Below are 24,101 nucleotides of genomic sequence, written 5' to 3'. Positions count from 1 at the left end.
GCAGGCTGTGGAATCGACCCGCCATCGGGCTTCCTCCGGGAGGCCCGATGGCTTTTTAGAAGGACGTATTATGATTTGGCATCTGATTGCCGCCATATTTGCAGGCTTGGCAGCGGCAGGGGTTGGCTTATTACTGCGCACGCTCAGCGGTAAGCGATTACCCAAATGGATTGTGCCCGTTTGCGGGGGGCTGGGTATGATCAGCTACCAGATCCATATGGAATATTCGTGGTTTGAGCATAAGCAGCAGCAGCTTCCCGACACCGCTGAGGTGATTTCCAGCGATACAAGTCAACAGGTCTGGCGGCCGTGGACGTTCATCTTTCCAGTGACGACCAAGTTCAGCGTCGTCGACAGCGAGAACATTCAACTGGGTACCAGCGACGATGCGCGAGTGGCACAATTTATTCTTTATCAGTTCGAACGCCACTACACCGATGTGATTACCCACCATCCGTATGTACTCAATTGCGATAGCCGTGAACTGATTCCTCTCGAACCGGAAACCCGGGAGCCGCAAATCGATCGGATGCGTACGCTGCGCGATACTTCCCCGCTACTGAACAATGTATGCGATAACGCATAGTCATCCCTATCCCACGCCTGACGACAAATCTTATTTCGCCTAGAATGGTTCGCCTGACGAGTAGGTTCCAATGGCTTGAACGATAGGCATAAGGCGGGAGACAGCTATGTTTCATGGCGGACTGTTAGTCGCGGTATCACTTGTGTATATCGCGGTGCTATTCGCTATTGCCTGGTACGGCGACCGCCGCGCTCGCATGGTCGGATCAAGCCGCCGTCGCCCCATTATCTACAGCCTGGCACTGGCGATTTACTGCACCTCCTGGACCTTCTATGGGGCCGTGGGCCAGGCAGCGACCGCCGGATGGTCGTTTGCCAGTATTTTCGTGGGGCCCGTACTGACCTTTTTACTGTTCTGGCCCGTGCTTGCGAAAATGATTCGCGTGGCCAAGCATCAGAACGTCACCTCCATCGCCGATTTTATTGCCTCGCGCTACGGTAAAACGCAATCGCTGGCGGCGTTCGCAAGCCTTGTCGCCCTGGTCGGCACACTGCCCTACATAGCGCTGCAATTAAAGGCCGTCTCGACGACCTTCAGCGTGCTGACCGCCGAAGGCGACATGACCAACACGCCGCTGTTTGGCGATACCGCTTTTTATGTCGCCGTGGTGATGGCAATTTTTGCCATTCTGTTCGGGACGCGACATACCGACGCCACCGAGCACCACGAAGGCCTGATCCACGCTGTCGCCTTCGAGTCGATGGTTAAACTGCTCGCCTTCGTGGTACTTGGCGTGTTTGTCACCTGGGGCATGTTCGACGGATTGGGCGAGTTGATGGGCTACGCGGAGACCCAACTGGAACTTCAACGCCAACTGGCCAATCAGGATTTCGGTCAAAGCTTCTGGGCTCAGACACTGCTGGCGATGCTGGCAATACTCTGCCTACCCCGTCAGTTTCACGTTGCAGTGGTTGAAAACACCCATTCCGATGATGCGACAAAAGCACGCTGGCTGTTTCCGCTTTACCTGATCGTGATCGCGTTTTTTGTCGTACCGCTGGCGGCCGCTGGCTTGATGATGTTTTCCGGCTCATCGGTTGAGCCCGACACCTATGTGCTGGCGCTGTCCATGGCCTCCGGCCATGAGTGGCTCACCCTGCTGACGTTCATCGGTGGCTTTTCTGCCGCCACGGGTATGGTCATCGTTGCGGCCGTCGCCGTGTCGATCATGATCTCCAACGAGATCGTGATTCCGGCACTGTTCCGGTTGCGCTGGTTCGACACCAAGGCCCGCGATTATGGTCGGCTGGTGCTGCGTGCCCGGCGGCTGACCATCGTCGCCGTCTTGGCGATGGCTTACGGCTTCTATCAGATGATCGCCGAGTTCACATCGTTGGCGTCGATTGGCATGCTGTCCTTTGCGGCGGCAGCCCAGTTTGCCCCTGCGCTGATCGGCGGCCTGTACTGGAAGCGCGGTAACCGGCTGGGCGTCATCGTGGGCATGAATGCCGGCTTTGCCATTTGGGTCTACAGCCTGCTCATGCCCGCCATGATCAGTGCTGATGTGCTGCCGGCCGACTGGCTTGACGGTGGGCCCCTGGGGCTTGCATGGCTGTCGCCTACGGCGCTGTTTGGCCTGAACCTGGGCGACAGCTTCACCCATGGGGTGATGCTTTCCCTGGGGGTTAACCTGTTCAGCTATATATTCATCTCCCAGGTCACGTCCCAGCGCGTGGTCGAGCGTATTCAGGCGTCGCTATTCGTCGATAGTGTTGAAACCCGCCAAACCTCGATTAACCGCCCCTGGACCGGAGCGACCACGGTGGGCGACTTGAAGGTGCTCTGTGAACGTTTCCTGGGTGCTGACCAAGTGGACCGCGCTTTTGAAGACTACGCGCGACGCACGGGGAAACCGCTGGATGACAGTACTCGAGCCTCTATCGATGTTATCCAGTTCACGGAGCGCTTCCTGGCCTCAGTGCTTGGGGCGTCATCAGCGCGGATCGTGGTCAACTCCGCGCTGCAAGGCCGCGGCATCGGTATTTCCGACGTCATCTCGATTGTCGATGAAGCCTCCCAGGTGCTCGAATTCAACCGCGCGCTGTTGCAGGCCACCATCGAGAACATCAACCAGGGCATCAGCGTTGTCGATCAGAACCTGCGGCTAGTGGTATGGAATCAGCGCTACCTCGAGCTGTTTCGTTTCCCTGATCACCTCATCCGTGTAGGTGCGCCGATGGACCGCATTTTCCGCTATAACGCCCACAACGGCGAATACGGCCCCGGCGACCCTGAGGAACACGTCCAGCTGCTGCTCGACAACATCCGCGACGGTCAGCCCCACCGCTACGTCCGCTACCGCCAGGATGGCAGTGTGCTCGAAGTCCAGGGCAACCCGATGCCCGGCGGCGGTTTCGTCTATACCTATCAGGATATCACCCAGCAGAAACGCATCGAGGAAGCGCTGATCCGATCCGAGAACAATATCCGGATTTACACCGATAACGTTCCTGCCCTGATCGCCTATTTCGATAAAGAAGGACGTTACCTGTTCACCAACCGTGCTTATGAACAGGCCTTTGGTATTGATCGTAATGCCGTGATAGGCAAACGCTACGAAGACGTGCTGCCCACACGCCAGGCCCAGGAAAGAGCCCCCTGGGTGGCCCTTACCCTGGGCGGTGAACGAGTCAGCTTTGAAGTCGCCATGCAGATGAGCGACTCCATGCGCCACATGCTGGTGACCTATACCCCGCACTTCGGTGACAGCCAGTCCATCCTGGGCTTTTTCGCCCTTTACCAGGACATTACCGAACGCCGTCAGGCGGAAATCGCGCTCAAGGAAACCAACGAAACCCTGGAAGAGCGTGTCCGCGAACGCACCCAGGCGCTTTCCGAGGCCAATGCGGCGCTGCGACAGGAAAACCGCGTACGTGCCGAAGCCGAGCAGGCGCTACGCCAGGCAAAGCAGCTGGCCGAGGATGCCAACGCCTCGAAGACACGCTTCCTGGCCGCGGCCAGTCACGATCTGCTCCAGCCGCTGAATGCCGCGCGCCTGTTCACCTCGGCGCTGATGCAAAACGTCAGCGTGCCGGATACCCAGCGCACCATTGGCCATATCGATAATTCACTTCAAGCGGCGGAAGAACTTCTCAGCACACTCCTGGATATCTCCAAGCTTGACGCCGGGGCTCTGACACCGCGCCGCAGTCACTTTGCGCTGGCCGACATTTTTCGACCGTTGCGCGCCGAGTTTGAAGTGATGGCCGATGAGCGAGGGCTGGACCTGGTCGTGGTACCTACCCAGCAATGGGTCGACTCGGATCCGCAGATGCTGCGACGTATTGTGCAAAACTTCCTGTCCAACGCGATTCGCTATACCCAGGAAGGCCGTGTCTTGCTCGGCTGTCGCCGTCAGGGCGAGCGACTGGTGATTGAAGTCTGGGACAGCGGTCCAGGCATTCCCGACTCGAAGCTGAGCGAGATTTTCCAGGAGTTTCGTCGCCTGGACCAGGTGTCACGGCACAAAGAAAGTGAAAAAGGCCTTGGGCTTGGGCTTTCCATCGCCGATCGCATGAGTCGTGTGCTCGATCATCCGATCAAGGTCCGCTCATGGGAAGACACCGGCACTGCCTTCTCGGTCAGCGTTCCGCGCGTTGAAGCCAGCGAAACCCGCGTTGTCGACCAGGATCAGGGACCGCGTCGCACGGGTAACAAACTGGCGGGTACCCGCATCGTATGTATCGACAACGAAACGCTGATTCTCGAGGGCATGACCGCCATGCTCAGCGGCTGGGGGTGCGAGGTGTTCACCGCCACCAGTATCGGTGGCGCCAAATCGATCCTGCGCAACATGGACGGCGACCCGGATGCCATCCTGGCCGACTACCATCTGGACAACGAGGTCACTGGCCTGATGGCCCTGGAAGCCCTCAGCGAGCGCCTGACCAGCGCCGTCCCCGGCATCGTGATTACCGCTGACCGCACCGAAGCCGTGGCCGAGGAGGTCAAGCGCGCCGGGTATCAGTTGCTGCTCAAGCCCGTTAAACCGGCAGCCCTGCGTGCACTACTGACCCGCACACTTCAGGCCAGCCGGGCCAAACCGTGACCGTTGCAAGAACTTAAACGACGACGCCGCGCTCGTTATACAAACAGCGCGGCGTCGAATAAGGCGAACGGAGAAGGGTTACCCCAAGTGTCGTTATGACTCGACCTTGGGCGGCTCGACTTCCAGCTTCTGCGCTGCAATCACGGCTTGCGTGCGCGAGTGTACGCCCAGCTTGCGCAGAATAGCTGTCACATGCGCCTTGATGGTCGCCTCTGACACATTGAGCTCGTAGGCGATCTGCTTGTTCAGCAACCCTTCGGTGAGCATGTTGAGTACCCGGAACTGCTGCGGGGTCAGCGAGGCAATCGCTTCGGCAAAGCGCGATTCTTCTTCGCTGGTTTCTTCCAGAACGCCAGCCAATGCCTCGGGTAGCCACACCTCGCCCTGCAAAATCTCGCTGACTGCTTCAGCGATCAACTGCAGCGACGAGGACTTGGGAATAAAGCCTGATGCGCCATAATCGATGGCACGGCGCACGACGTAGGGCTCGTCGCTGCCGGAGACCACGGCCACCGGGATATCAGGCATTTGCCCACGTAGTTGGATAAGCCCCGAAAAACCGTGGGCGCCCGGCATGTGCAAATCCAGCAGAATGAGGTCAGCATCCGGGTGTCGGTTGACCACCTCCGTTGTCGCCTCCATGGTATCGGCTTCCACGATTTCTGCCTGCGGGGCCAGTTGGCGCAACGCCTGGGTGAGTGCTGCACGAAACAGCGGATGGTCGTCTGCGACGATAAACTTGTGGGCTACTGCCATGGATATTCCTCCGGTTCCTCAAGCAGCGGGGTTTGCTGCTGCCGCGACGCTAGGCTCATACGGTTAAAGCATGGTACCCCATGGGCTTCGCCATGCCCAAGCGTCATATGCACAATTTGTAATGGATTCTTCATCGCGCTGAACAAAGCAGTGCCGGCACGATGGCCGGCACTGATCGTCATGGCCCTTGGGAAGCAGGCCAACACTCAGCCTGTTCTTTATCACCTGCCCCATCGCGGCAACAACGGGGCCAAGTGAACGGGCTATTGATTTGCGCGATGTTCGATCAATTCATCCACTACCGAAGGATCGGCCAGCGTACTGGTATCCCCCAAACCGTCGCATTCATTGGCGGCAATCTTGCGCAGGATACGGCGCATGATTTTGCCCGAGCGGGTTTTGGGGAGGCCCGGCGCCCACTGGATGACGTCCGGTGAGGCAATGGGGCCGATATCCTTGCGCACCCACTGGGTCAGCTCTTTTTTAAGCTCCTCTGTCGGGTCAATCTCATCGTTCAGGGTCACGTAAATATAGATACCCTGACCCTTGATATCATGAGGGAAGCCGACCACCGCAGCTTCGGCAACGGCGGAATGAGCTACCAGCGACGATTCGATCTCGGCAGTCCCCATGCGGTGGCCCGAAACGTTAAGAACGTCGTCAACCCGGCCGGTGATCCAGTAATAGCCGTCTTCATCACGACGACAGCCGTCACCGGTAAAGTACATGTTGTCGTAGGTGGAGAAATAGGTCTGCACGAAGCGATCATGGTCGCCCCAGATTGACCGCGCCTGACCGGGCCAGGCATCCAGGATGACCAGATTGCCTTCGGTGGCGCCTTCGAGCAGGTTGCCCTCGTTATCCACCAGCGCGGGCTGTACGCCAAAGAACGGCTTGGTCGCTGACCCCGGCTTGAGCGGCGTCGCACCGGGAAGTGGCGAGATCATGATACCGCCGGTTTCGGTTTGCCACCAGGTGTCCACAATCGGGCATTTTTCGTTACCGATGACCCGGTAGAACCATTCCCAGGCTTCAGGATTGATGGGCTCACCCACCGAACCGAGCAGGCGAAGCGAATCGCGTCTGCTTGAGTCCATGACATTGTCGCCGTGGGCCATCAAGGCACGCACCGCGGTCGGTGCGGTGTACAGAATATTGACGTTATGCTTGTCGACGATGTCGCCCATACGTCCATGGGTCGGGTAGCTGGGCACGCCTTCAAACATCAGCGTGGTGGCGCCGTTGGCCAGCGGGCCATAGACGATATAGCTGTGACCGGTAACCCAGCCCACATCGGCGGTGCACCAATAGACTTCGCCGTCCTGATAGTCGAACACGTACTGGTGGGTCATCGCCGCAAAGGTCAGGTACCCGCCGGTGGTGTGCTTGAGCCCTTTGGGTGCGCCGGTGGAACCCGAGGTATAAAGAATGAACAGCGGGTCTTCCGCGCCCATCGCTTCGGGTTTGCATTCGGTTGACTGCTTGTCGACCAGGTCGCTAAACCACAGGTCGCGACCTTCTTTCCATTCGATCTCGTTGCCGGTGCGCTTGACCACCAGCACGTTCTGGCAGACGTCGGTGCCTTCCCGGGTCAGGGCGGCGTCGACGTTGTCTTTCAGCGGTACCTGCTTGCCACCGCGCACCGACTCATCGGCGGTAATCACCAGCTTGGAATCAGCCCCGATAACCCGCTGGGCCACTGCGTCGGGCGAGAAGCCGCCAAAGACGACCGAATGCACCGCACCGATACGCGCACAGGCCAGCATTGCCATGGCGGCTTCGGGAATCATCGGCATATACAGGGTGACCGTGTCGCCTTTACCGACCCCCAATTCCTTCAGGCCATTGGCCAACTGATTGGTGCGTTCGTAAAGCTCACGATAGCTGATGTGCTTGGAATCATTGGGATCATCGCCTTCCCAGATGATCGCGGTCTGATCACCACGTTTTTCTAGGTGTCTGTCCAGGCAGTTGGCGGCGACGTTTAGCTGGCCGTCTTCAAACCAGCGAATATCGACATTGTCACGCGCGAAGGAAGTGCTCTTGATCTTGGTCGGCGCCTTGATCCAGTCAAGCCGCTTGGCCTGCTCAGCCCAAAAGCCTTCCGGATCGTCTACCGACTGCTGGTACATAGCCTGGTAGGTGGCTTCGTCAGCCCACGCGTTGGCGGCGATATCCTCGCGCACCGGATAGACGTTCTGCTGTTCGCTCATGAAATTGCCTCTGTCCGTGGAAATGCACTCTCTGAAGGAATGTAGCCGATATTATTTTTTACGTTACCGGCACCACATAATGTCACCCTAGCATAAACCTCTCGGCCCGGCCTTCCCTTTAGACATTGGTATTAACGTTTTTAGCATTAATTACAATAACTTATATCAAACAATCAGGACGTCATCCAGCACAGTAGACCAAGGTCTCAGCACAATGACGACATCGATAGCGACGACCTTTTACGACCAAAGCATGACGCCGTGGCGTCAACTGGTAATCTCGGCAACCGCACCGGTAGCGATAAGGGGCCGGTTGCGCACGCGCCACATTAAAGCGATGCGTTACCTTGGGCGGCAATCCAAACAGGTCTTGCATCACGGTTTTCCACTCGCGCCCATGGGGCTTCAAGCGGGTTCCATCGGCGAGGTGAAACACCAGCCAGTGGGCCATTTCATGAGGGATAACCTCGTCAAAAAACGCGCAGCGGTTTTCATCCAGCAGCACCGGGTTGAACCTTAATCCGCCGCGGCCAAGGTGCGCCTGCCCGGCAGAAGCACCGCGCAGGTCAAACCATACCCCAGGACACGGGAGTTCTGGATAGACCTCGCGGCAGCGTTGCCAAGCATGCTCGACGCGCTCGCGGGCAGCCTGGTGCAATGCGTCTGTCGTCAGGGCCGCAAGCGTTGCATCGGGCCAGGGGGGGAGTGGCGTGGTCGTCATTAGTGATAAACTAGCCGTCATTGTGTCATTTTGACTGTTTGTTTCCGCTGCTCATTGATGAGGCTCCTTATGCCAGCGCGTCCCCATTCGCCCGAAGAGGCGACTCCGCCACAGCCGCTGCTTGACGATGAACAACTCGATAGACTGGACGACTTTCTCGCGTCGGACCGGGTCGATGAAGATGCTCTGGATTTGATTTCGGCGCATGGATTTCTCGTCGCGCTGGCCGTCGGCCCCAGCGAAGTGCCGCCTACCCAATGGATCGCCGAGCTGTTCCATGGCGAACCCCGCTACGTCGACGAGGCGCAGCGCGACGATATTATCCACCTGCTCACGCTGCTACGCGATAATGCCATGGCGGTTCTCGAGCAGGGCGGCTTGCCTGAACTGCCTTTCGAACTGACCCTTGCCGGTATGCCCGCCGAAGAGACGCCCATCGGTGATTGGTGCGCCGGGTTCATGGAAGGCGTTTTCTGCGATGAGAGCGCCTGGTTCCGGGATGACGAAGAAACCGCGGCCACCCTGCTGCTGCCTTTCATGCTGCTGTCGGGGCTGTTTGACGACGAGCCCGATATGGCCGACATGGCTGGCGACCTCGAGCGCCAGGAAGCCCTGGTGACCCAGTTACCGGAGCTGGTGCTCGACCTTTACCTACACTACCGCGTGCCACCGGAAACCACCAAGCCCAAGCCGCGCCGTAAAACGCCCGCCAAGGGCAAACAGCGGCGATAAGTCACTTGAGCCGGGTCACCAGGGCATCCAGCAGTCCATAGACCCATTCCTTGGCGCGCTGCTTCCAGGGCCGCGCCGCCCAGGCGGCAGCGTCCACCTCCTCGCTGGCGGCGAAGTGGCCCTCGAAAAGCTCGCGCACTTGTTGAGCAAGGCCTGGATCCTCCACCTCCTGGTTCGCTTCGAGGTTCCAGTGCAGATTCCAATGGTCGAAATTGCACGACCCGATACTGACCCACTCGTCGGCCAGCACGAATTTAGCGTGGATAAACGTCGGCTGGAACTCATAGATACGCACCCCGGCCTTGAGCATCGCCTGATAAAAGCGCTGCCCGGCATAGCGCACGCCGGGGTGATCGTGCTGGGCCCCTGGCAATAGCAGTCGAACATCGACACCGCGCCTGGCGGCGCGCACCAGCCGTCGGCGCAAGGGAAACGTGGGCACGAAATAGGGCGTACACAGCCACAGTTGTTGCGTCGCCTGCCCTACCCGTTGATGCAGCGAATGACGAATGGCCTGGTAGCGATAGCCCCTCGCCGACATGACTCGCCCACGCACGCCGTCGGCAAGATAAGGCGGTTTGCGCTGAACGGGCAGCGGCTGGCTGTGCGCCTGCGACTTATCGGGGCGCGTCAGCCGTGACCGCCACAAACGTCTGAACAGGCCTTCCCAGTCCGCCACCACCCGACCTTCAACCCGCACCGCAATTTCGTACCAGGCATCGAGAAACTCATCGACCGCGCCAAAGCCGCCGGTGAACGCCAGTTCTCCATCGACCACCACGATCTTTCGATGGTCGCGACTCAAGTTGCGTGCCAGGGAGTGAAAGCCGAGCGGGTTAAAAAAGCGCAGTTGGATGCCCGCGTTGACCAAGCGACGTCGGTCCTGGCTCGACAAGCCCATCGAGCCAAACCCATCCAGCAGCAGACACACCGTTACCCCACGACTGACCGCCTGGACGAGCGCCTCGCTAACCCGGTCTGCCAACCTGCCTGACTCCATCAGATAGAGCTCTACCAGCACATAATGCTGGGCATGATGAATAGCCTCGAGCATTGCAGGTAGAAACCGCGACGCTTCAGGAAGCAGGGTAAAGCGGTTGCCTTCGCACCAGATCGGCGACATTCCCCCCTCCTTGGTCCTCATTAGCGCGTCAGGGCGCGATGGACATACATATCGTAGCGACTGGTTTTGCCTTCCAGCGTGTGCTGGGGTGAAGGTCCGTCAATCGGCGGCGCCTTGCGTGGTCGCTTGACCACCACACGGTGAGTGGCCACATCCAAAGCCGCTTCCAGCAGGCGAGGCGCATCATCATCATCGCCCGCCAGCTCGCGAAACAGGCGCATCTCTTTTTTGACCAATGCGGATTTTTCACGGTGGGGAAACATGGGGTCCAAATGGACAACCTCGGGATTAAAGTCAGCGTCAGCCACCAGCGCGGCCAATGCCCCAGCGGCATCCCCATGGCGCAACGTCATACGCGCGGCAATGGGCGCGGTGTCGACCGAGTTGGCTGCACGGGCCAAACCATCGGCAAGCAGGGCGGCAATCGCCGGGACGCGCTCGATCATCAACACCGACGCCCCCAGGCTTGCCAGCACAAAGGCATCGCGGCCCAGACCGGCCGTGGCATCAACCACGTATGGGTCGCAACCCTTGTTCAGACCACAGGCCTTGGCCACCAACTGACCACGTCCGCCGCCAAATTGACGCCGATGAGCAGCCCGGCCCGCCACAAAATCAACACTGAGAGGTTTGCCGAACTGCCGCTCATCGCCGGTCAATACCAGTTGCCCATCACGGTAGGCAAGCATTAACCCGGCGGGCAGTTCACCGACATCGGGCAGTGTCATGCGGGCTTTTTCCACGCCACCTGGTTGCGCAGATAGACCGGCTGCACGGCGTGGGCTGGCTGCCCCAGACCAACCGCGAAGTCCCGGGCGGCCAGCCAGGCCATTTCCTCAGCACGCGGCTCCAGGTCGGTCAGGTGCTGCGTCATCGCCGCCTGCAAGGGTGCGCTGAACTGCTCCCAACGTGTAAAACCGGAACCGATACCGACCCAATCGGGTTCTTCGTCAGACAGAGTTACCGCATCAGGCGCCATGACCGCCTCGGCACTTTGAAGGCGCAAGCTGTCGTGCAAACAGTGCCACGTCGCCACATAAACTTCTCCCATACGGGCATCCAGCGCGGTGACAACATGGCGCAAGTGATAGCGTCGGTGGGCCTGGAGTGCCAGCGCTTCGAGCGTGGAGATACCCAGCAACGGTCGATCCAGCCCAAATGCCAGGCCTTGCGCTGCCCCCGCTGCGATACGCAGCCCGGTAAACGAACCGGGGCCGCGACCGTAGGCAATCGCATCCAGCTGGCTTGAGGTAACCTGGGCGTCGCCCAACACCTCATCGACCATCGGCAACAGCCGCCGGGTATGCGCACGCGGTGTCATTTCAAAGCGCGCAACACACTCGCTGTGGTCGGCGTCCTGACGCAGCAAGGCAGCGGAGCAGGCACTTGAAGAGGCATCGAGGGCGAGAAGATATAGCGACATAGCGATTCAGCACTCGTGAGAAGTAGAGAGGCATTATACCTTTGCCTTGCGCATACGACGATGACCCGCACTTGGCGGGCCATCACGTATTGGCTCGTGCTTGCCTGGGGCGCCCTAACTCAGCGCTTCGGTGACCTGACGCGTAATATCATCCACGCTTCCAACCCCTTCAACGCGGTGGTATTGCGGTGCCGCCTCGGGGTCTTCCTTAGCCCACTGCTGGTAATAATCGACCAGCGGTGCCGTTTGATCATGATAAACCGCCAGCCGATTACGTACAGTAGACTCCTGGTCGTCCTCGCGCTGAATCAGCGCCTCGCCGGTCACGTCATCCTTGCCCGGCTCTTTGGGAGGATTGTGCTCCACATGATAGACCCGCCCAGACTCAGGATGAACGCGCCGCCCCGCCAGGCGGTTAACAATTTCCTCATCGGGAACGGCAATTTCCAGCACGTGGTCAAGCTTGACGCCGCCTTCTTTCATGGCATCCGCCTGGGGAATGGTGCGTGGGAAGCCGTCGAACAGAAAGCCATTTTCGCAGTCGGGCTGGTTGATACGCTCTTTGACCAAGTCGATAATGATATCGTCGGACACCAGGCCACCGCTGTTCATGATCTCTTTGACCTTGAGGCCCAGCTCGCTGCCATCCTTGATCGCCGCGCGTAACATGTCGCCGGTGGAAATCTGGGGAATTTTATAACGCTCACAGATGAACTGAGCTTGAGTCCCCTTCCCCGCACCGGGGGCACCCAACAGGATTAAACGCATGGCTCTGCTCCTTGAATAATAGAAATGCAATAAATCAATCAGCCGACAATAACCGTGCCTCTAAGGCGACACAACTACCCAAAAGCCTGAAAGCATGGTTGTGAAGGCATTTTTTTAAATAAAATCAGCCAAGTGACGCCCAACCTGTACTTTGGTCGCCCTTGTGTTCAAACAAAGGAGGCCCAAACACGAGCGGCGCCCTGACGGACGCCGCTCGCAAGACCCTCCATTGCCACTTACAGCAGTAGACGGCGAATATCGGTCAGGACATCCGCAAGGAACGCGGTAAAGCGCGCTGCATCCGCACCGTTGATCGCACGGTGGTCGTATGACAGCGATAGCGGCATCATAAGCCTCGGCTGGAAGGCACTGCCATCCCATACCGGCTTCATCTGGGACTTGGAAACACCCAGAATGGCCACTTCCGGTGCATTGACGATAGGTGTGAACGCGGTACCGCCAATCGAGCCCAGGCTCGAAATGGTAAAGCACCCACCGGTCATCTCGTCACGCTTGAGCTTTTTGGACTGCGCTTTCTTGCCAAGCTCAGCCATCTCCTTGGCAATCTCAATCAGGGATTTCTGGTCGGCGTTACGCACCACCGGGACCATCAAGCCTTCTGGCGTGTCCACCGCCACCCCGATATGCACATAGTTCTTCCATACCAGCGTTTCGCCGTCACCTTTCAGGCTGACGTTGAACTGCGGGAATTTGCGCAGTGCGAAGGCACAAGCCTTGACCATGAACGGCAGCGGCGTCAGCTTCGCGCCCTGGGCCTCGGCTTCGGCTTTCATGGACTTGCGGAAGTTCTCAAGCTCGGTGATATCCGCTTCGTCGAACTGGGTAACGTGGGGCACGTTGAGCCAGCTGCGATGCAAATTGGTCGCGCCCATCTTGAGCAGACGACCCATCGGCTTCTCTTCCACCTCGCCAAACTGGCTGAAGTCAACTTCCGGGATCGGCGGTATACCTGCGCCACCGGTGGCAGCGGGCGCTGCACCCGCCTGCGCTTTGCCCTGATTGGCAATGGCCTGTTTCACATAGGCCTGAACATCTTCTTTCAACACACGGTCTTTCGGGCCACTGGGCTTGACCAGCCCCAGGTCAACACCCAGTTCGCGTGCCAGCATGCGCACGGCGGGGCCAGCATGAACCAACTTGCCATCACGTGGCTTGTGCGATGCCATCTGCGCTTCGGGGCTTGGGGTGCCAGCAGGCGACTCGGCAGATTTGGCACTGGATGGGCTGGCGCTCTGCGGCTGGGCTTTTTCAGGGGCGGCCTTTTTCGGGGCTGCCTGCTCGACACCCGCGACTTCAATATAGCCGATCACATCGCCTTCGGAGACCGTGTCGCCCTCTTTGACGGTCAGTTCAAGGAGCTTGCCTTTGTAGGGGCTAGGGACATCCATTGACGCCTTGTCGGATTCCAGCGTGATTAACGGGTCTTCTTCGTTGACCTCGTCTCCGGCCGCTACGCCAATTTCAATAATCGGTACGTCAGAGGAGCCGGACAGGTCCGGTACTCGAATCTCTTTGCGCGCCGGCTCACCGCTAGCAGCTTCTTCTGGCTCGTCATGCTGCTCAGCCGCCGCTTGTGGTTCGCTGCTGGCCTGGCTGGACGTCTGCTCGTCGGCCGTGTCTTCGGCGTCGTCGCCTTCACCGGCGATTTCCATTTGCCCAATGACATCGCCTTCAGAGACCGTATCACCTTCTTTCACGCTGAACGAAACGATCTTACCGGTATGAGGACTCGGCACGTCCATGGAGGCTTTATCGGACTCCAGAGTGATCAAGGTATCTTCGGCGTCAACTTCATCGCCTTCACCCACCGCGACTTCAATGATTTCGACGTTATCCGAGCCACCCAGATCGGGCACTTTGATATCCACGGTCTGCTTGCCGCCGGACGCCTTCTTGGCGGCAGGCTTCGAGGGTTCCGGCGCAGGTGCTTTGGAGGGGGCTTCGTCCTGCTGGCTGCCGGATGACTCAGCGGGAGAGGCGTCGCTTTCACCCCCGGCGTCGCCACCACCTTCGACTTCCAGCTCGACGATATCGTCACCTTCAGAGACGCTATCGCCCTCTTTGACCAGCACCTTTATGACCTTCCCCCCTTTCGGAGCCGGTACGTCCATGCTGGCTTTATCGGATTCGAGCGTGATCAGGGTGTCTTCTGCTTCAATGACATCGCCTTCCGACACCGCAATCTCGATGATTTCGACATCGGTATCACCACCGATATCGGGAACTTTGATGATTTCGCTACTCAAGGTCGCGCTCCTTTAAAATCGGATCGAGCCGGCGGGCATTTGCCCGCCGGGCAGCGGATCAGCTGGTCAGCGGGTTCGGCTTGTTGACATCGATGCCGTACTTCTTCAGGGCGTCACCGACAAGCTTGCGATCGATTTCACCACGGTCTGCCATTGCGCGCAGCGCCGCGACAGTCACGAAGTAACGATCCACCTCAAAGAAGTAACGCAGCTTTTCGCGGGTATCGGAACGACCAAAGCCATCGGTACCCAGTACAGTGTAATCGTTCGGCACCCAGGCACGCACCTGATCAGCGTATAGCTTCATGTAGTCGGTAGACGCAATCACCGGCCCTTCACGGCCCTCCAGACACTTGGTGACGTGAGGCTTGTTGGCCTCGGCATCAGGGCTCAGGAAGGCTTCCCGGTCCAGCAGCAGCGCTTCACGACGTAGTTCATTGAAGCTGGTCACGCTCCAGATATCAGCGCCAATCCCCCAGTCGTTTTCAAGCAGTGTGGCCGCTTCTTCGACTTCGCGCAGGATCGTACCCGAACCCATCAGCTGCACGCGGCCTTTTTTGCCCTTGGTTTCGCGTAGCAGGTACATGCCTTTGACGATGTCGTCGACAGGCACAGTTTCAAGCTCGGGGTGCTCGTAGTTCTCGTTCATGACCGTCAGGTAATAGAAGCAGTTCTCCTTGTCGGTGAACATGCGCTTCATGCCATCATGCAGAATCACCGCGACCTCATGGGCATAGGTCGGGTCGTAGCTGCGGCAGTTGGGAATGGTCGATGCCTGAATCAGGCTGTGGCCATCCTGGTGCTGCAAACCCTCACCGTTGAGCGTCGTGCGGCCTGCGGTACCGCCAACCATGAAGCCACGTGCCTGCAGGTCGCCTGCAGCCCAGGCCAGATCGCCGATACGCTGGAAGCCGAACATCGAGTAATAGACGTAGAACGGCAGCAGGGTGACGTTGTTGTTGCTGTAGGAGGTGGCCGCTGCAATCCACGCGGACATCGCGCCTGCTTCGGAAATACCCTCCTCGAGAATCTGGCCCTTCTGATCTTCACGGTAGAACATGATCTGGCCTTTATCGACCGGCTCATACTTCTGCCCTTCAGAGGTGTAGATCCCCAACTGACGGAACATGCCTTCCATGCCGAAGGTACGCGCCTCGTCAGGAATAATCGGCACCACTTTCTTGCCGATCTTCTTGTCCTTGACCAGCCCGTTCAGCACCCGCACAAACGCCATGGTGGTGGACACTTCACGGCCTTTGGAACCGCCCATTTGCGAGGCAAAGGCTTTATCTTCAAGGGTGGGAATTTCCAGCGCCTCGAAGTCGCTGCGACGGCTGGGCAAATAGCCACCCAGGCGCTCGCGCTGCAGGTGCAAGTACTTGAGCTCGGGGGAATCCTGCTCTGGCATGTAGTACGGCACGTCTTTGAGCTGCTCGTCGGTCAGCGGAATGCCGAAGCGGTCACGGAAAGTCTTCAGCGCCTCGTATTCCATGCTCTTGACCTGGTGGGCTTCGTTGGCGGCTTCGCCATCGCCACTACCCATGCCATAGCCTTTGACGGTATGCGCCAGGATGACCGTGGGCTTGCCGTTCGAGGTATTGACCGCCTCGTGGTAGGCCGCGTAGACCTTGAACGGGTCGTGACCACCGCGGTTGAGCTTCCAGATGTCCTCGTCGGAGAGGTCTTTGACCATCTCTTCGGTTTCCGGATACTTGCCGAAGAAGTGCTCGCGGGTATAGGCCCCGCCGTTGGCCTTGTAGTTCTGATACTCGCCGTCGACTGCTTCGTCCATGCGGTTTTGCAGAATGCCTTTCTTGTCCTTCTCGAACAGTGGATCCCAGTGGCGACCCCAGACAACCTTGATAACGTTCCAGCCCGCACCGCGGAATACACCCTCGAATTCGTCCATGACGCGGGAATTACCGCGCACAGGGCCATCCAGACGCTGGAGGTTACAGTTGATGACGAAAATCAGGTTGTCGAGGTTTTCACGACCGGCCAGTGAAATGGCGCCCAGAGATTCCGGCTCGTCGCACTCGCCGTCACCCAGGAAGCACCAGATCTTGCGGTCGTACATGTCTTTCAGCTCACGGTGATGCAGGTACTTCATCACGTGCGCCTGGTAGATCGCCTGGATCGGACCAAGGCCCATGGAAACCGTCGGGAATTGCCAGTAATCCGGCATCAGCCACGGGTGCGGGTAGGATGACAGGCCATCACCATCGACTTCCTGGCGGAAACGGTCCATCTGTTCTTCGCTCAGGCGGCCTTCCAGGTAGGAGCGCGCGTAGATACCCGGTGCCACGTGGCCCTGAATGTAGATCAGGTCGCCTTCGAAGTCGCCCTGAGGAGCACGGAAAAAGTGGTTAAAGCCCACGTCATACAGCGTGGCTGATGACATGAAGCTGGCAATGTGGCCGCCCAGACCGGGCTTGGCGCGGTTGTTGCGAATCACCTGGGCAATGGCATTATAGCGGATCAAGGAGCGGATACGCCGCTCCATGAACAGGTCGCCAGGCATCGGCGCTTCGCGGTGAACCGGAATCGTATTACGATGCGGGGTTGTCACCGAGAAGGGCACCCTCATGCCGTCCCGACGCAGGCGGTCCGCCAGGCGGGTCATCAGGTAGCGGGCACGATCTTCGCCCTCACGATCCAATACCGACTCCAGGGAATCAATCCATTCCGTGGTTTCGATCGGATCGAGATCTTCTCTTGTCTCCAGACTCATAGAGGTCTCTCCGAATGACGATAAATGACAATCAACCCCGCTGGCCCGTTGGGCCTGGGGCGGCTGTGGTGTGTCGCCACCACTGGCATGCTGACAGTCGACGCCTGAGCGTCGTCTGGTTTTTCTTCTACATTCAACGAGCTACATACATGGAAATGTAGTAAAGCTACATAATTGTTGTAAAAGTTAGCCTTTTGTATAGGCGAAGATACCGCAAAGTCGCCACGCTGCCAATTACAGTAACACCTAAAAGGCTATCGAAAACAAACTATTGCACCGCAACATAAGGCATTGTTAAGGCACTTGCCAAGACGACCCAGCCCCCCCTTATGTAGTCAAACTACCGTTTTAATTTCTTGACTCATCCCGACTTAAATCATCTTCCTGGGTCGCAACCAACTGACGCCAATAAGCCCAATCAAACGTTGGCCCGGGGTCGGTTTTACGCAACGGTGCCACCCGTGCATGACTGGTCACACGCTCCGGGGTAAGCGCAGGATAACGGCCCAACAACCACCGAGCAGCCTTGGCCAACGCCACATACTGGGCCTTGGTAAAGGGCGTCGTTTCATCACCTTCCAGTTCAATACCCACCGAAAAATCATTGAGCGCTTGCCGCCAGCGCTGTTGGCGCGAATCCCACCAACGGGAACGTCCTGCGTGCCAGGCCCGCTGATCGGTGTCGACAAACTGGACGCATTCGCCATCGCGGCGAATCAGCAGGTGGGCGGATACCCGTAAATGGGCAATGGCGGCAAAATAAGGATGTGCACCGGGGTCTAGCTGGTTGGTAAACAGTGCCTCAACGGCTGTTCCCTGAAACTGACCGGGAGGCAGGCTGATGGCATGAATCAGCAGTAGCGATACCTCGTCATCGGGGCGCTGGTCTGCATTTGGCGACGCCACCTGGCGTGCGACTTGCCATCGGCCAGGAGAAAATTGTCGGTCAATCACGCGAAGGACTCCTCTACGTTGGCGCTCTCTTTCACTATAATGCCGGTCATCGACGTTAACGCCCAGAGAATTGATGCCATGCATTACCAAACTGCCCTTGCCGAAGAAATCCGCTCCAGTGCTGCTCGTCTGCTCTCCGAAGACGTAGGCCCGGGCGATATCACCGCCGAGTTGATTCCGGACCACCAACTGGCGACGGCGGAGGTCATTACCCGCGTCCCGGCCGTGCTGTGCGGCGTTGCCTTTGTCGACGATATTTTCCGCCGCCTGGACAGCCGCGTTGCACTTTACTGGCAAGCCGCCGACGGTGACCGACTGGAGGCCGGGCAATGTTTTCTCACCCTGGAGGGCCCCGCACGTAGCCTGTTGACTGGCGAACGTGCCGCCCTCAACGTGCTGCAAACGCTGTCAGCCACGGCGACAACGACCCGCCGCTATGTCGACCTGATCGCCGACACCGGCGTGCGCTTGCTGGATACCCGCAAGACGCTGCCCGGCATGCGGCTGGCACAGAAATACGCCGTGATGTGTGGCGGCGGCCACAATCATCGCATTGGCCTGTGGGATGCGTTTCTGATCAAGGAAAATCATATCGCCGCCTGTGGCGGTATCCAGGCAGCGGTCGCCCAGGCGCGCAAACTGGCCGCCGAGCTTCCCGTTGAGGTTGAGGTCGAAAATTTCGCCGAGTTGGAACAGGCGCTGGCCGCGAAAGCAGATGTCATTATGCTGGATAACTTCAGCCTGGATGAACTGCGCACGGCCGTTGAACTGACGGCAGGCAGCGCCACGCTTGAAGCGTCAGGGAATGTTGATACCGAGACCCTGCGCGCGATTGCTGAGACCGGCGTCGACTGTATCTCCTGCGGCACCTTGACCAAGGACATCCAGGCCATTGACCTGTCGATGCGGATCACCCGCCAAACAAACCGTTAACCGGATGAAGTCAGGTCTCGACGGCGTTAAGCCGCTTCTGCAGACGAAAACGCTGAAGCGGCTCACCGCCACGCTCAACCCACTGCTCGCCAAGGTTTTCCCAACCGCGCCGCAGCAGCCGTTCATAGAGCGTCAGGCTTGCCTCGATCTGAATACGGGAAACACCCTGCTCCAACAGCCACCGTTCAGCGTGAATCAACAGCGTGGTGCCGATGCCGCGTCCGTTGAGCGATGGCCACACATAGAGGGTCTCAACCCGTCCGGCTGGCACATCAAGTTCAATAAACCCGACGCAGCGACCATCACAGCTGGCAACAAGCGTCGTATATAGCGCCTGGCGCGCTGACCAGGCGCTGGCCTCGCGGGGTAAGGCGCTCGCCCATGCGCGCCGCTGCGCCAGGCTGTAACGCGTTGCAGCCCCTTGCATGACGGCATGGTAAAACACCTCCGCTTGATCAGCGGCATCTCTGGCACGTGCCACGCGGTAGGTGATGCGGGCCGTCGAGGGCTGTGCAGTCTGTTCATCTGTCATGTTTCACCATGTGAGCGTTATCGCTTTCTTTTTTCAAGGCATGCTCAGCACCACTGTACTGAGAACACGGCTGTTTTATACTCAGCCCTCTGGTTTTCCCTTTGATAAGGCAGTGTGATGCATCATGCCCCTTCCAGCGAGTCCTTTACACTGACGCCTATCGGCTATGTGGTTAGCGACTACGCCGACAAGTTTGGCGTTCCCCGCCAGCCTGGCCTGGCGCCTGCAGCCAACGCCGAGTTGATACTTAGCCCGCCTTATGACGACCCGCTGGTCGTGCGCGGGCTCGACGCGTTCAGCCATGTGTGGATCAGCTTTGTGTTCCACCAGAGTCCTGAACGCTGGTCACCTCTCGTCAGACCGCCGCGGTTAGGTGGCAACCGAAAAGTGGGCGTGTTTGCCAGCCGCAGTACGCATCGCCCCAACAGGCTAGGTCTTTCGCTTGTCGAACTGGGGGGTATTGATACCCATCAGGGCGTGCGCCTGAAACTGTCAGGCTGCGACCTGGTCAACGGCACCCCCGTGGTGGATATTAAACCCTACCTCCCCTGGGCTGAATCCCCACCTAATGCGCAAGCAGGCTTTGCCCCCGCCCCACCCGAACAGTTGACGGTTCAGTTCAGCGCTACTGCCCTTGATCAGTTGGCACAGCGTGCTGATCGCGACTCATTAAGCGCGCTGATCGAGCAGGTCATTGGTCAGGATCCTCGACCGGCCTACCGGCACGGCCAAGCTTCCGAGCGGGTTTACGGTGTCCGGCTTCGCGATGTGGACGTCAAATTTTGTCCGCGCCAGAACGGCGAAGCCACCACACTGGAGGTGGTGGCTATCGACATTAGCGGCTAGACGTTAGCGGGGAAAGGTAACCCCGAGGCGGCGGCCAACTTCTTCGTAGGCTTCAATCACGCCGCCAAGGCCCTGGCGAAAACGATCCTTGTCGAGCTTCTCGCGGGTATTGGCGTCCCATAACCGGCATCCGTCCGGGGAGAACTCATCACCCAGCACCACTTGGCCGTTAAATACGCCAAACTCAAGCTTGTAATCCACCAGGAGCATATCGCCCTCCGCAAACAGCTGCTTGAGCACATGATTGACCTTGAAGGTGAGCGTTTTCATCTTGGCGAGCTGCTCTGGGGTCGCCCAGCCAAACGTTTCCGCCAGCGACTCGTTGATCATCGGGTCGCCCTTTTCGTCGTTTTTCAGGAACAGTTCGAACGTCGGCGGGTTCAGCGCGATACCTTCCTCAACGCCGAGTCGCTTGACCAGACCGCCCGCGGCAATATTGCGCACCACGCATTCCACCGGGATCATCTGCATCTTCTTGACCAGACTTTCTGTGTCAGAAAGCTGCTTCTCGAAATGCGTCGGAATGCCGGCATCTTCCAGCCGCTCCATGATGTAGGCATTGAAGAGGTTATTCACCATCCCCTTGCGCGCCAGCGACTCTTTCTTCTTGCCGTCAAAGGCGCTGGTGTCATCACGAAACTCAAGTACCAGCAGATCCGGATCATCGGTGGTGTAGACAGATTTTGCCTTACCGGCATAGAGTTCTTGGCGCTTTTCCATGGGAGCTCCGCAGAGAGACAAAGGTCATTGAATTAACGTAAATAGCTGGATACCCGCTCGAGCAGTTCGCGCTCGGCATTTTCGCTCAACGGCTGCTCACCGGTTGCCTTGGCGCGAAGCACGCTTTGGTCGCCGCGAGGCTCAACGATCAGGCGCACTTCTTGGGCCTGATCGCTGGTATCGGTGAATAACACCACCTGCAACAAACTCCGGTCCCGCTGTTCACGGGCCAGATAGCTTACAAGGAAGGCATAGTTATCAGCGTCGGCGGCCAGCAACTCACGCTCGTCAGTTTGATCGAAGTCCTGCGCCAGATAATGATGGATCTCAGCCCATACACGATCTGCCGCGTAAGGTATTGATACTTCCCACCCATCACCACGCTGACGAAGCGAGAGGGGGTCATTGTTTTCCAAACGCTGCGCGCTCCAGGATGATGCAGTCGCCGAAGCGGATTGAGAAGCGGAAGCGTTGGCGCTCAGATAGGTTTTTAGAGCCTCAAGGCAGCTTGTCATGCTTTGGCCGCCACGCTCGCAGCGGACTTCACTACTCCCCTCCCGGAGACCGCTTTGCAAACGAAACTCAGCCTGAGAGGTGACCAGAACACCATCGCTGGCACGGCTTTCCTGAACGTCCAGACCGCGCTGACGTGCGAAGCTTTCAAGCTGTGTCCAGACGCTCCCCGGATCAGCCGCAACGACTAACCAGCGCTGGTCTCCGATCTCACGGCCTTCAACATAATCTACTTCCGTACTTCCCCCAACCGTAAGAGGTTGAGGAGGACGCACTTCGGCCACCCCATCACGAGCACGCTGGCTGGCTGCTTCCGGCACCGGCAGTGCCTGACGATAACGCTGAGTATTGCGGGTTTCCGGCAATACCAACGGCGACGCAGGTTCTACGTCAGCATAATCCAAATTGCGATCATCATAAAAACCTTCATCCCGAGCGCAACCGGCAAGCGTCACGACACCTGCCAGCGCCAGCGGAATCCATTTCAGCGCGTGTTTTCCAAGCACAGAGCTCATCAAGCCACCTTAACAGTCAACAGATCGTTTACCTGACGCCATGCAACCCAGGATCGCCAAGTAGCAAAATTCTTTGCGGTTTATTCCTCGACAACCCCAGCAAGCTGAAGGGCCTCACTGACCGTGGCGTGATACTTGTCTGACAGCCATGTCAGCGGCAGGCGAATACCCGCGTCTGCGTAACCCATTCGGTTTAAGGCCCACTTTACCGGAATAGGATTAGACTCGATCCCCAGATTGGTATGCAGCGGCATCAAGCGTGTATTGATCTGGTGCGCCTTATCCGCATCCCCGGCGACCGCAGCGGCACAAAGCTCATGCATGGCCTTGGGCGCTACGTTCGCGGTCACCGAAATATCACCATGCCCACCCATCAGCATGAAATCACAGGCGGTGGCATCGTCACCCGAGTAAAGCATGAAGTCGCTGCCCTTGAGACGGGCGATAAGATCTTCCGCGCGCTCCAGGTTACCCGTGGCATCTTTCAAGCCGATGATGTTGTTAATGTCGGCCAACCTGACCACCGTTTCATTATAAAGGTCTGAGCAGGTGCGGCCCGGCACATTGTAGAGAATGACCGGCAATTTACTGCCTTCCGCTACCGCTTTGAAGTGCTGATACAAGCCTTCCTGAGTCGGCTTGTTATAGTAGGGGCATACGGACAGGCAATAGTCAGCACCGACTTCACTGGCATAACGCGCCAACTCGACGGCCTCAGAGGTCGCGTTCCCCCCTGTACCGGCAATGACCGGAATGCGTCCATCCACTTCCTCGACCACACTGCGTATCACGTCGAAGTGCTCGGCAAACGACATGGTCGTGGGCTCACCCGTAGTACCTGCGGCCACAATCCCGTCGGTGCCATTGTCGAGGTGGAAGTTCACCAGACGACGAAGCGCCTCCCAGTCGATGTCGCCATTGACTTTCATCGGCGTCGCCAGGGCGACGATGCTGCCTGTGATCATCCTTTTTTCCTCACCTGCAAGTGGTTAAATCGAGCGTCTGAATATCACGAGATAAGGAGCCGAGCTAGTGCTTTACGCAGCGTGCCATCATCTCAACAGGAATCCACGAAGGACAAATGGTACTCAGGCCGCTCGACCCTGTACAGCGGAAAGCGCGGCGAGTTTTGCCCCTGCGATACTTTCTTCTTTGACATGCGGCGCAAGCTTGCGTGTAATCGCCCTTGAAAACCACGCTACCTGAGGAACCTTTTATGCCACTCGACATAGGCCAAACAGTCCCCGATTTTTCGGCACCGGCAACGGGCGATACCACCCTGACATTATCCGAGCTTCGCGGCCAACAGGTGGTGGTGTACTTCTATCCAAAGGCCAGCACGCCGGGATGCACCACCGAAGGCGGCGACTTTCGCGACCGCAAAGCTGACTTTGACGCCGCAAACACGGTGATTGTGGGTGTTTCCCGGGACGGCATCCGTGCCCAGGAGAACTTCAAAGCCAAGCAGGACTTCAACTTTACGCTGGTGTCAGACAAGGACGAGACGGTCTGCAAACTGTTTGATGTCATCAAGCTTAAAAAGCTTTACGGCAAAGAGCACCTGGGCATCGAACGCAGCACCTTTCTAATCGACGCCGAGGGTAAGCTTGCCCAGGCCTGGCGGGGCGTCAAAGTACCCGGGCACGTTGACGAAGTGCTCGCGGCGGCCCAGGCGCTTGACGCGTCGTAAGCCCCTTCCCCATCCAACAGACGGTTGGAT

The 24,101-nt window shown here is 58.4% G+C and carries 20 protein-coding genes; 6 read left to right on the top strand and 14 right to left on the bottom strand.

Going from position 1 to position 24,101, the window contains the following annotated elements; genetic code table 11:
- Positions 1-70: 70 nt before the first annotated feature.
- Together B7L15_RS00490 and B7L15_RS00485 are read left to right on the top strand one after the other, a co-directional pair.
- On the top strand, positions 71-586 hold the full coding sequence (locus B7L15_RS00490; protein ID WP_085917100.1) for a hypothetical protein: 516 nt from the start codon (positions 71-73) through the stop codon (positions 584-586).
- Between the two features lie 106 nt (positions 587-692).
- The gene (locus tag B7L15_RS00485) at positions 693-4,634 is read left to right on the top strand and encodes a hybrid sensor histidine kinase/response regulator (protein ID WP_085917099.1); all 3,942 of its coding nucleotides are present in this window, start codon (positions 693-695) and stop codon (positions 4,632-4,634) included.
- A 93-nt stretch (positions 4,635-4,727) separates the two neighbouring features.
- Here the strand turns inward: B7L15_RS00485 and B7L15_RS00480 are convergent, their stop codons facing one another.
- The 3 genes from B7L15_RS00480 to B7L15_RS00465 form a co-directional block, all read right to left on the bottom strand.
- Positions 4,728-5,390, bottom strand: a complete 663-nt coding sequence (locus B7L15_RS00480) for a LuxR C-terminal-related transcriptional regulator (protein WP_066318388.1) — start codon at positions 5,388-5,390, stop codon at positions 4,728-4,730.
- Between the two features lie 263 nt (positions 5,391-5,653).
- Positions 5,654-7,603 carry an acetate--CoA ligase gene (gene acs / locus B7L15_RS00470; RefSeq protein WP_085917097.1) on the bottom strand — a complete coding sequence of 650 codons (1,950 nt, stop codon included), beginning with the start codon at positions 7,601-7,603 and terminating at the stop codon, positions 5,654-5,656.
- Positions 7,604-7,784: 181 nt separating this feature from the next.
- On the bottom strand, positions 7,785-8,324 hold the full coding sequence (locus tag B7L15_RS00465) for a SprT family zinc-dependent metalloprotease (protein ID WP_085917278.1): 540 nt from the start codon (positions 8,322-8,324) through the stop codon (positions 7,785-7,787).
- Positions 8,325-8,393: 69 nt separating this feature from the next.
- Here B7L15_RS00465 and B7L15_RS00460 point away from each other — a divergent pair, with 69 nt between their 5' ends.
- Positions 8,394-9,056: a YecA/YgfB family protein gene (locus tag B7L15_RS00460; protein ID WP_176243601.1), complete on the top strand. Its 663-nt coding sequence runs from the start codon at positions 8,394-8,396 to the stop codon at positions 9,054-9,056.
- Between the two features lies 1 nt (position 9,057).
- Here the strand turns inward: B7L15_RS00460 and B7L15_RS00455 are convergent, their stop codons facing one another.
- The 7 genes from B7L15_RS00455 to ampD all read right to left on the bottom strand — a co-directional run bounded on the left by B7L15_RS00455 (position 9,058) and on the right by ampD (position 18,319).
- Positions 9,058-10,179 carry a phospholipase D-like domain-containing protein gene (locus tag B7L15_RS00455; RefSeq protein WP_085917095.1) on the bottom strand — a complete coding sequence of 374 codons (1,122 nt, stop codon included), beginning with the start codon at positions 10,177-10,179 and terminating at the stop codon, positions 9,058-9,060.
- Between the two features lie 20 nt (positions 10,180-10,199).
- Positions 10,200-10,907 (bottom strand): class I SAM-dependent methyltransferase, encoded by a 708-nt coding sequence (locus tag B7L15_RS00450; protein ID WP_085917094.1) that lies wholly within the window; start codon positions 10,905-10,907, stop codon positions 10,200-10,202.
- Complete coding sequence (tsaB, locus tag B7L15_RS00445; protein WP_085917093.1) at positions 10,904-11,602, bottom strand: tRNA (adenosine(37)-N6)-threonylcarbamoyltransferase complex dimerization subunit type 1 TsaB; 699 nt, start codon at positions 11,600-11,602, stop codon at positions 10,904-10,906. The genes B7L15_RS00450 and tsaB overlap by 4 nt, the downstream gene beginning before the upstream one ends.
- 114 nt (positions 11,603-11,716) lie before the next feature.
- Positions 11,717-12,370, bottom strand: a complete 654-nt coding sequence (gene adk / locus B7L15_RS00440; RefSeq protein ID WP_085917092.1) for an adenylate kinase — start codon at positions 12,368-12,370, stop codon at positions 11,717-11,719.
- Between the two features lie 236 nt (positions 12,371-12,606).
- Positions 12,607-14,637 carry a dihydrolipoyllysine-residue acetyltransferase gene (gene aceF / locus B7L15_RS00435; protein WP_085917091.1) on the bottom strand — a complete coding sequence of 677 codons (2,031 nt, stop codon included), beginning with the start codon at positions 14,635-14,637 and terminating at the stop codon, positions 12,607-12,609.
- 58 nt (positions 14,638-14,695) lie between these two features.
- Positions 14,696-17,368 carry a pyruvate dehydrogenase (acetyl-transferring), homodimeric type gene (gene aceE, locus B7L15_RS00430; protein ID WP_085917090.1) on the bottom strand — a complete coding sequence of 891 codons (2,673 nt, stop codon included), beginning with the start codon at positions 17,366-17,368 and terminating at the stop codon, positions 14,696-14,698.
- 348 nt (positions 17,369-17,716) lie between these two features.
- Positions 17,717-18,319 carry a 1,6-anhydro-N-acetylmuramyl-L-alanine amidase AmpD gene (gene ampD / locus B7L15_RS00425; protein WP_233337433.1) on the bottom strand — a complete coding sequence of 201 codons (603 nt, stop codon included), beginning with the start codon at positions 18,317-18,319 and terminating at the stop codon, positions 17,717-17,719.
- A gap of 81 nt (positions 18,320-18,400) precedes the next feature.
- Between ampD and nadC the strand changes: the two genes are divergently transcribed.
- On the top strand, positions 18,401-19,255 hold the full coding sequence (nadC, locus tag B7L15_RS00420; RefSeq protein ID WP_085917088.1) for a carboxylating nicotinate-nucleotide diphosphorylase: 855 nt from the start codon (positions 18,401-18,403) through the stop codon (positions 19,253-19,255).
- A 10-nt stretch (positions 19,256-19,265) separates the two neighbouring features.
- Here nadC and B7L15_RS00415 read toward each other — a convergent pair whose 3' ends face one another.
- The gene (locus B7L15_RS00415) at positions 19,266-19,787 is read right to left on the bottom strand and encodes a GNAT family N-acetyltransferase (protein ID WP_085917087.1); all 522 of its coding nucleotides are present in this window, start codon (positions 19,785-19,787) and stop codon (positions 19,266-19,268) included.
- Between the two features lie 117 nt (positions 19,788-19,904).
- Here B7L15_RS00415 and tsaA point away from each other — a divergent pair, with 117 nt between their 5' ends.
- On the top strand, positions 19,905-20,633 hold the full coding sequence (tsaA, locus tag B7L15_RS00410; RefSeq protein ID WP_085917086.1) for a tRNA (N6-threonylcarbamoyladenosine(37)-N6)-methyltransferase TrmO: 729 nt from the start codon (positions 19,905-19,907) through the stop codon (positions 20,631-20,633).
- A 3-nt stretch (positions 20,634-20,636) separates the two neighbouring features.
- On the opposite strand, the gene purC is transcribed toward tsaA, so the two are convergent.
- The 3 genes from purC to dapA all read right to left on the bottom strand — a co-directional run bounded on the left by purC (position 20,637) and on the right by dapA (position 23,346).
- Complete coding sequence (gene purC / locus B7L15_RS00405; protein WP_085917085.1) at positions 20,637-21,353, bottom strand: phosphoribosylaminoimidazolesuccinocarboxamide synthase; 717 nt, start codon at positions 21,351-21,353, stop codon at positions 20,637-20,639.
- 32 nt (positions 21,354-21,385) lie between these two features.
- Positions 21,386-22,381: an outer membrane protein assembly factor BamC gene (locus tag B7L15_RS00400; protein ID WP_085917084.1), complete on the bottom strand. Its 996-nt coding sequence runs from the start codon at positions 22,379-22,381 to the stop codon at positions 21,386-21,388.
- A gap of 80 nt (positions 22,382-22,461) precedes the next feature.
- Positions 22,462-23,346 (bottom strand): 4-hydroxy-tetrahydrodipicolinate synthase, encoded by an 885-nt coding sequence (dapA, locus tag B7L15_RS00395; RefSeq protein ID WP_085917083.1) that lies wholly within the window; start codon positions 23,344-23,346, stop codon positions 22,462-22,464.
- 251 nt (positions 23,347-23,597) lie between these two features.
- Between dapA and B7L15_RS00390 the strand changes: the two genes are divergently transcribed.
- Positions 23,598-24,071: a peroxiredoxin gene (locus B7L15_RS00390; RefSeq protein WP_085917082.1), complete on the top strand. Its 474-nt coding sequence runs from the start codon at positions 23,598-23,600 to the stop codon at positions 24,069-24,071.
- The last annotated feature ends 30 nt before the right edge of the window (positions 24,072-24,101 follow it).

It is taken from the genome of Halomonas sp. CSM-2, from assembly GCF_002119345.1.
GTDB lineage: Bacteria > Pseudomonadota > Gammaproteobacteria > Pseudomonadales > Halomonadaceae > Vreelandella > Vreelandella janggokensis.
Note: the sequence above shows the minus strand (reverse complement) of the source record. Positions and strands in the feature narration are given on the sequence as shown.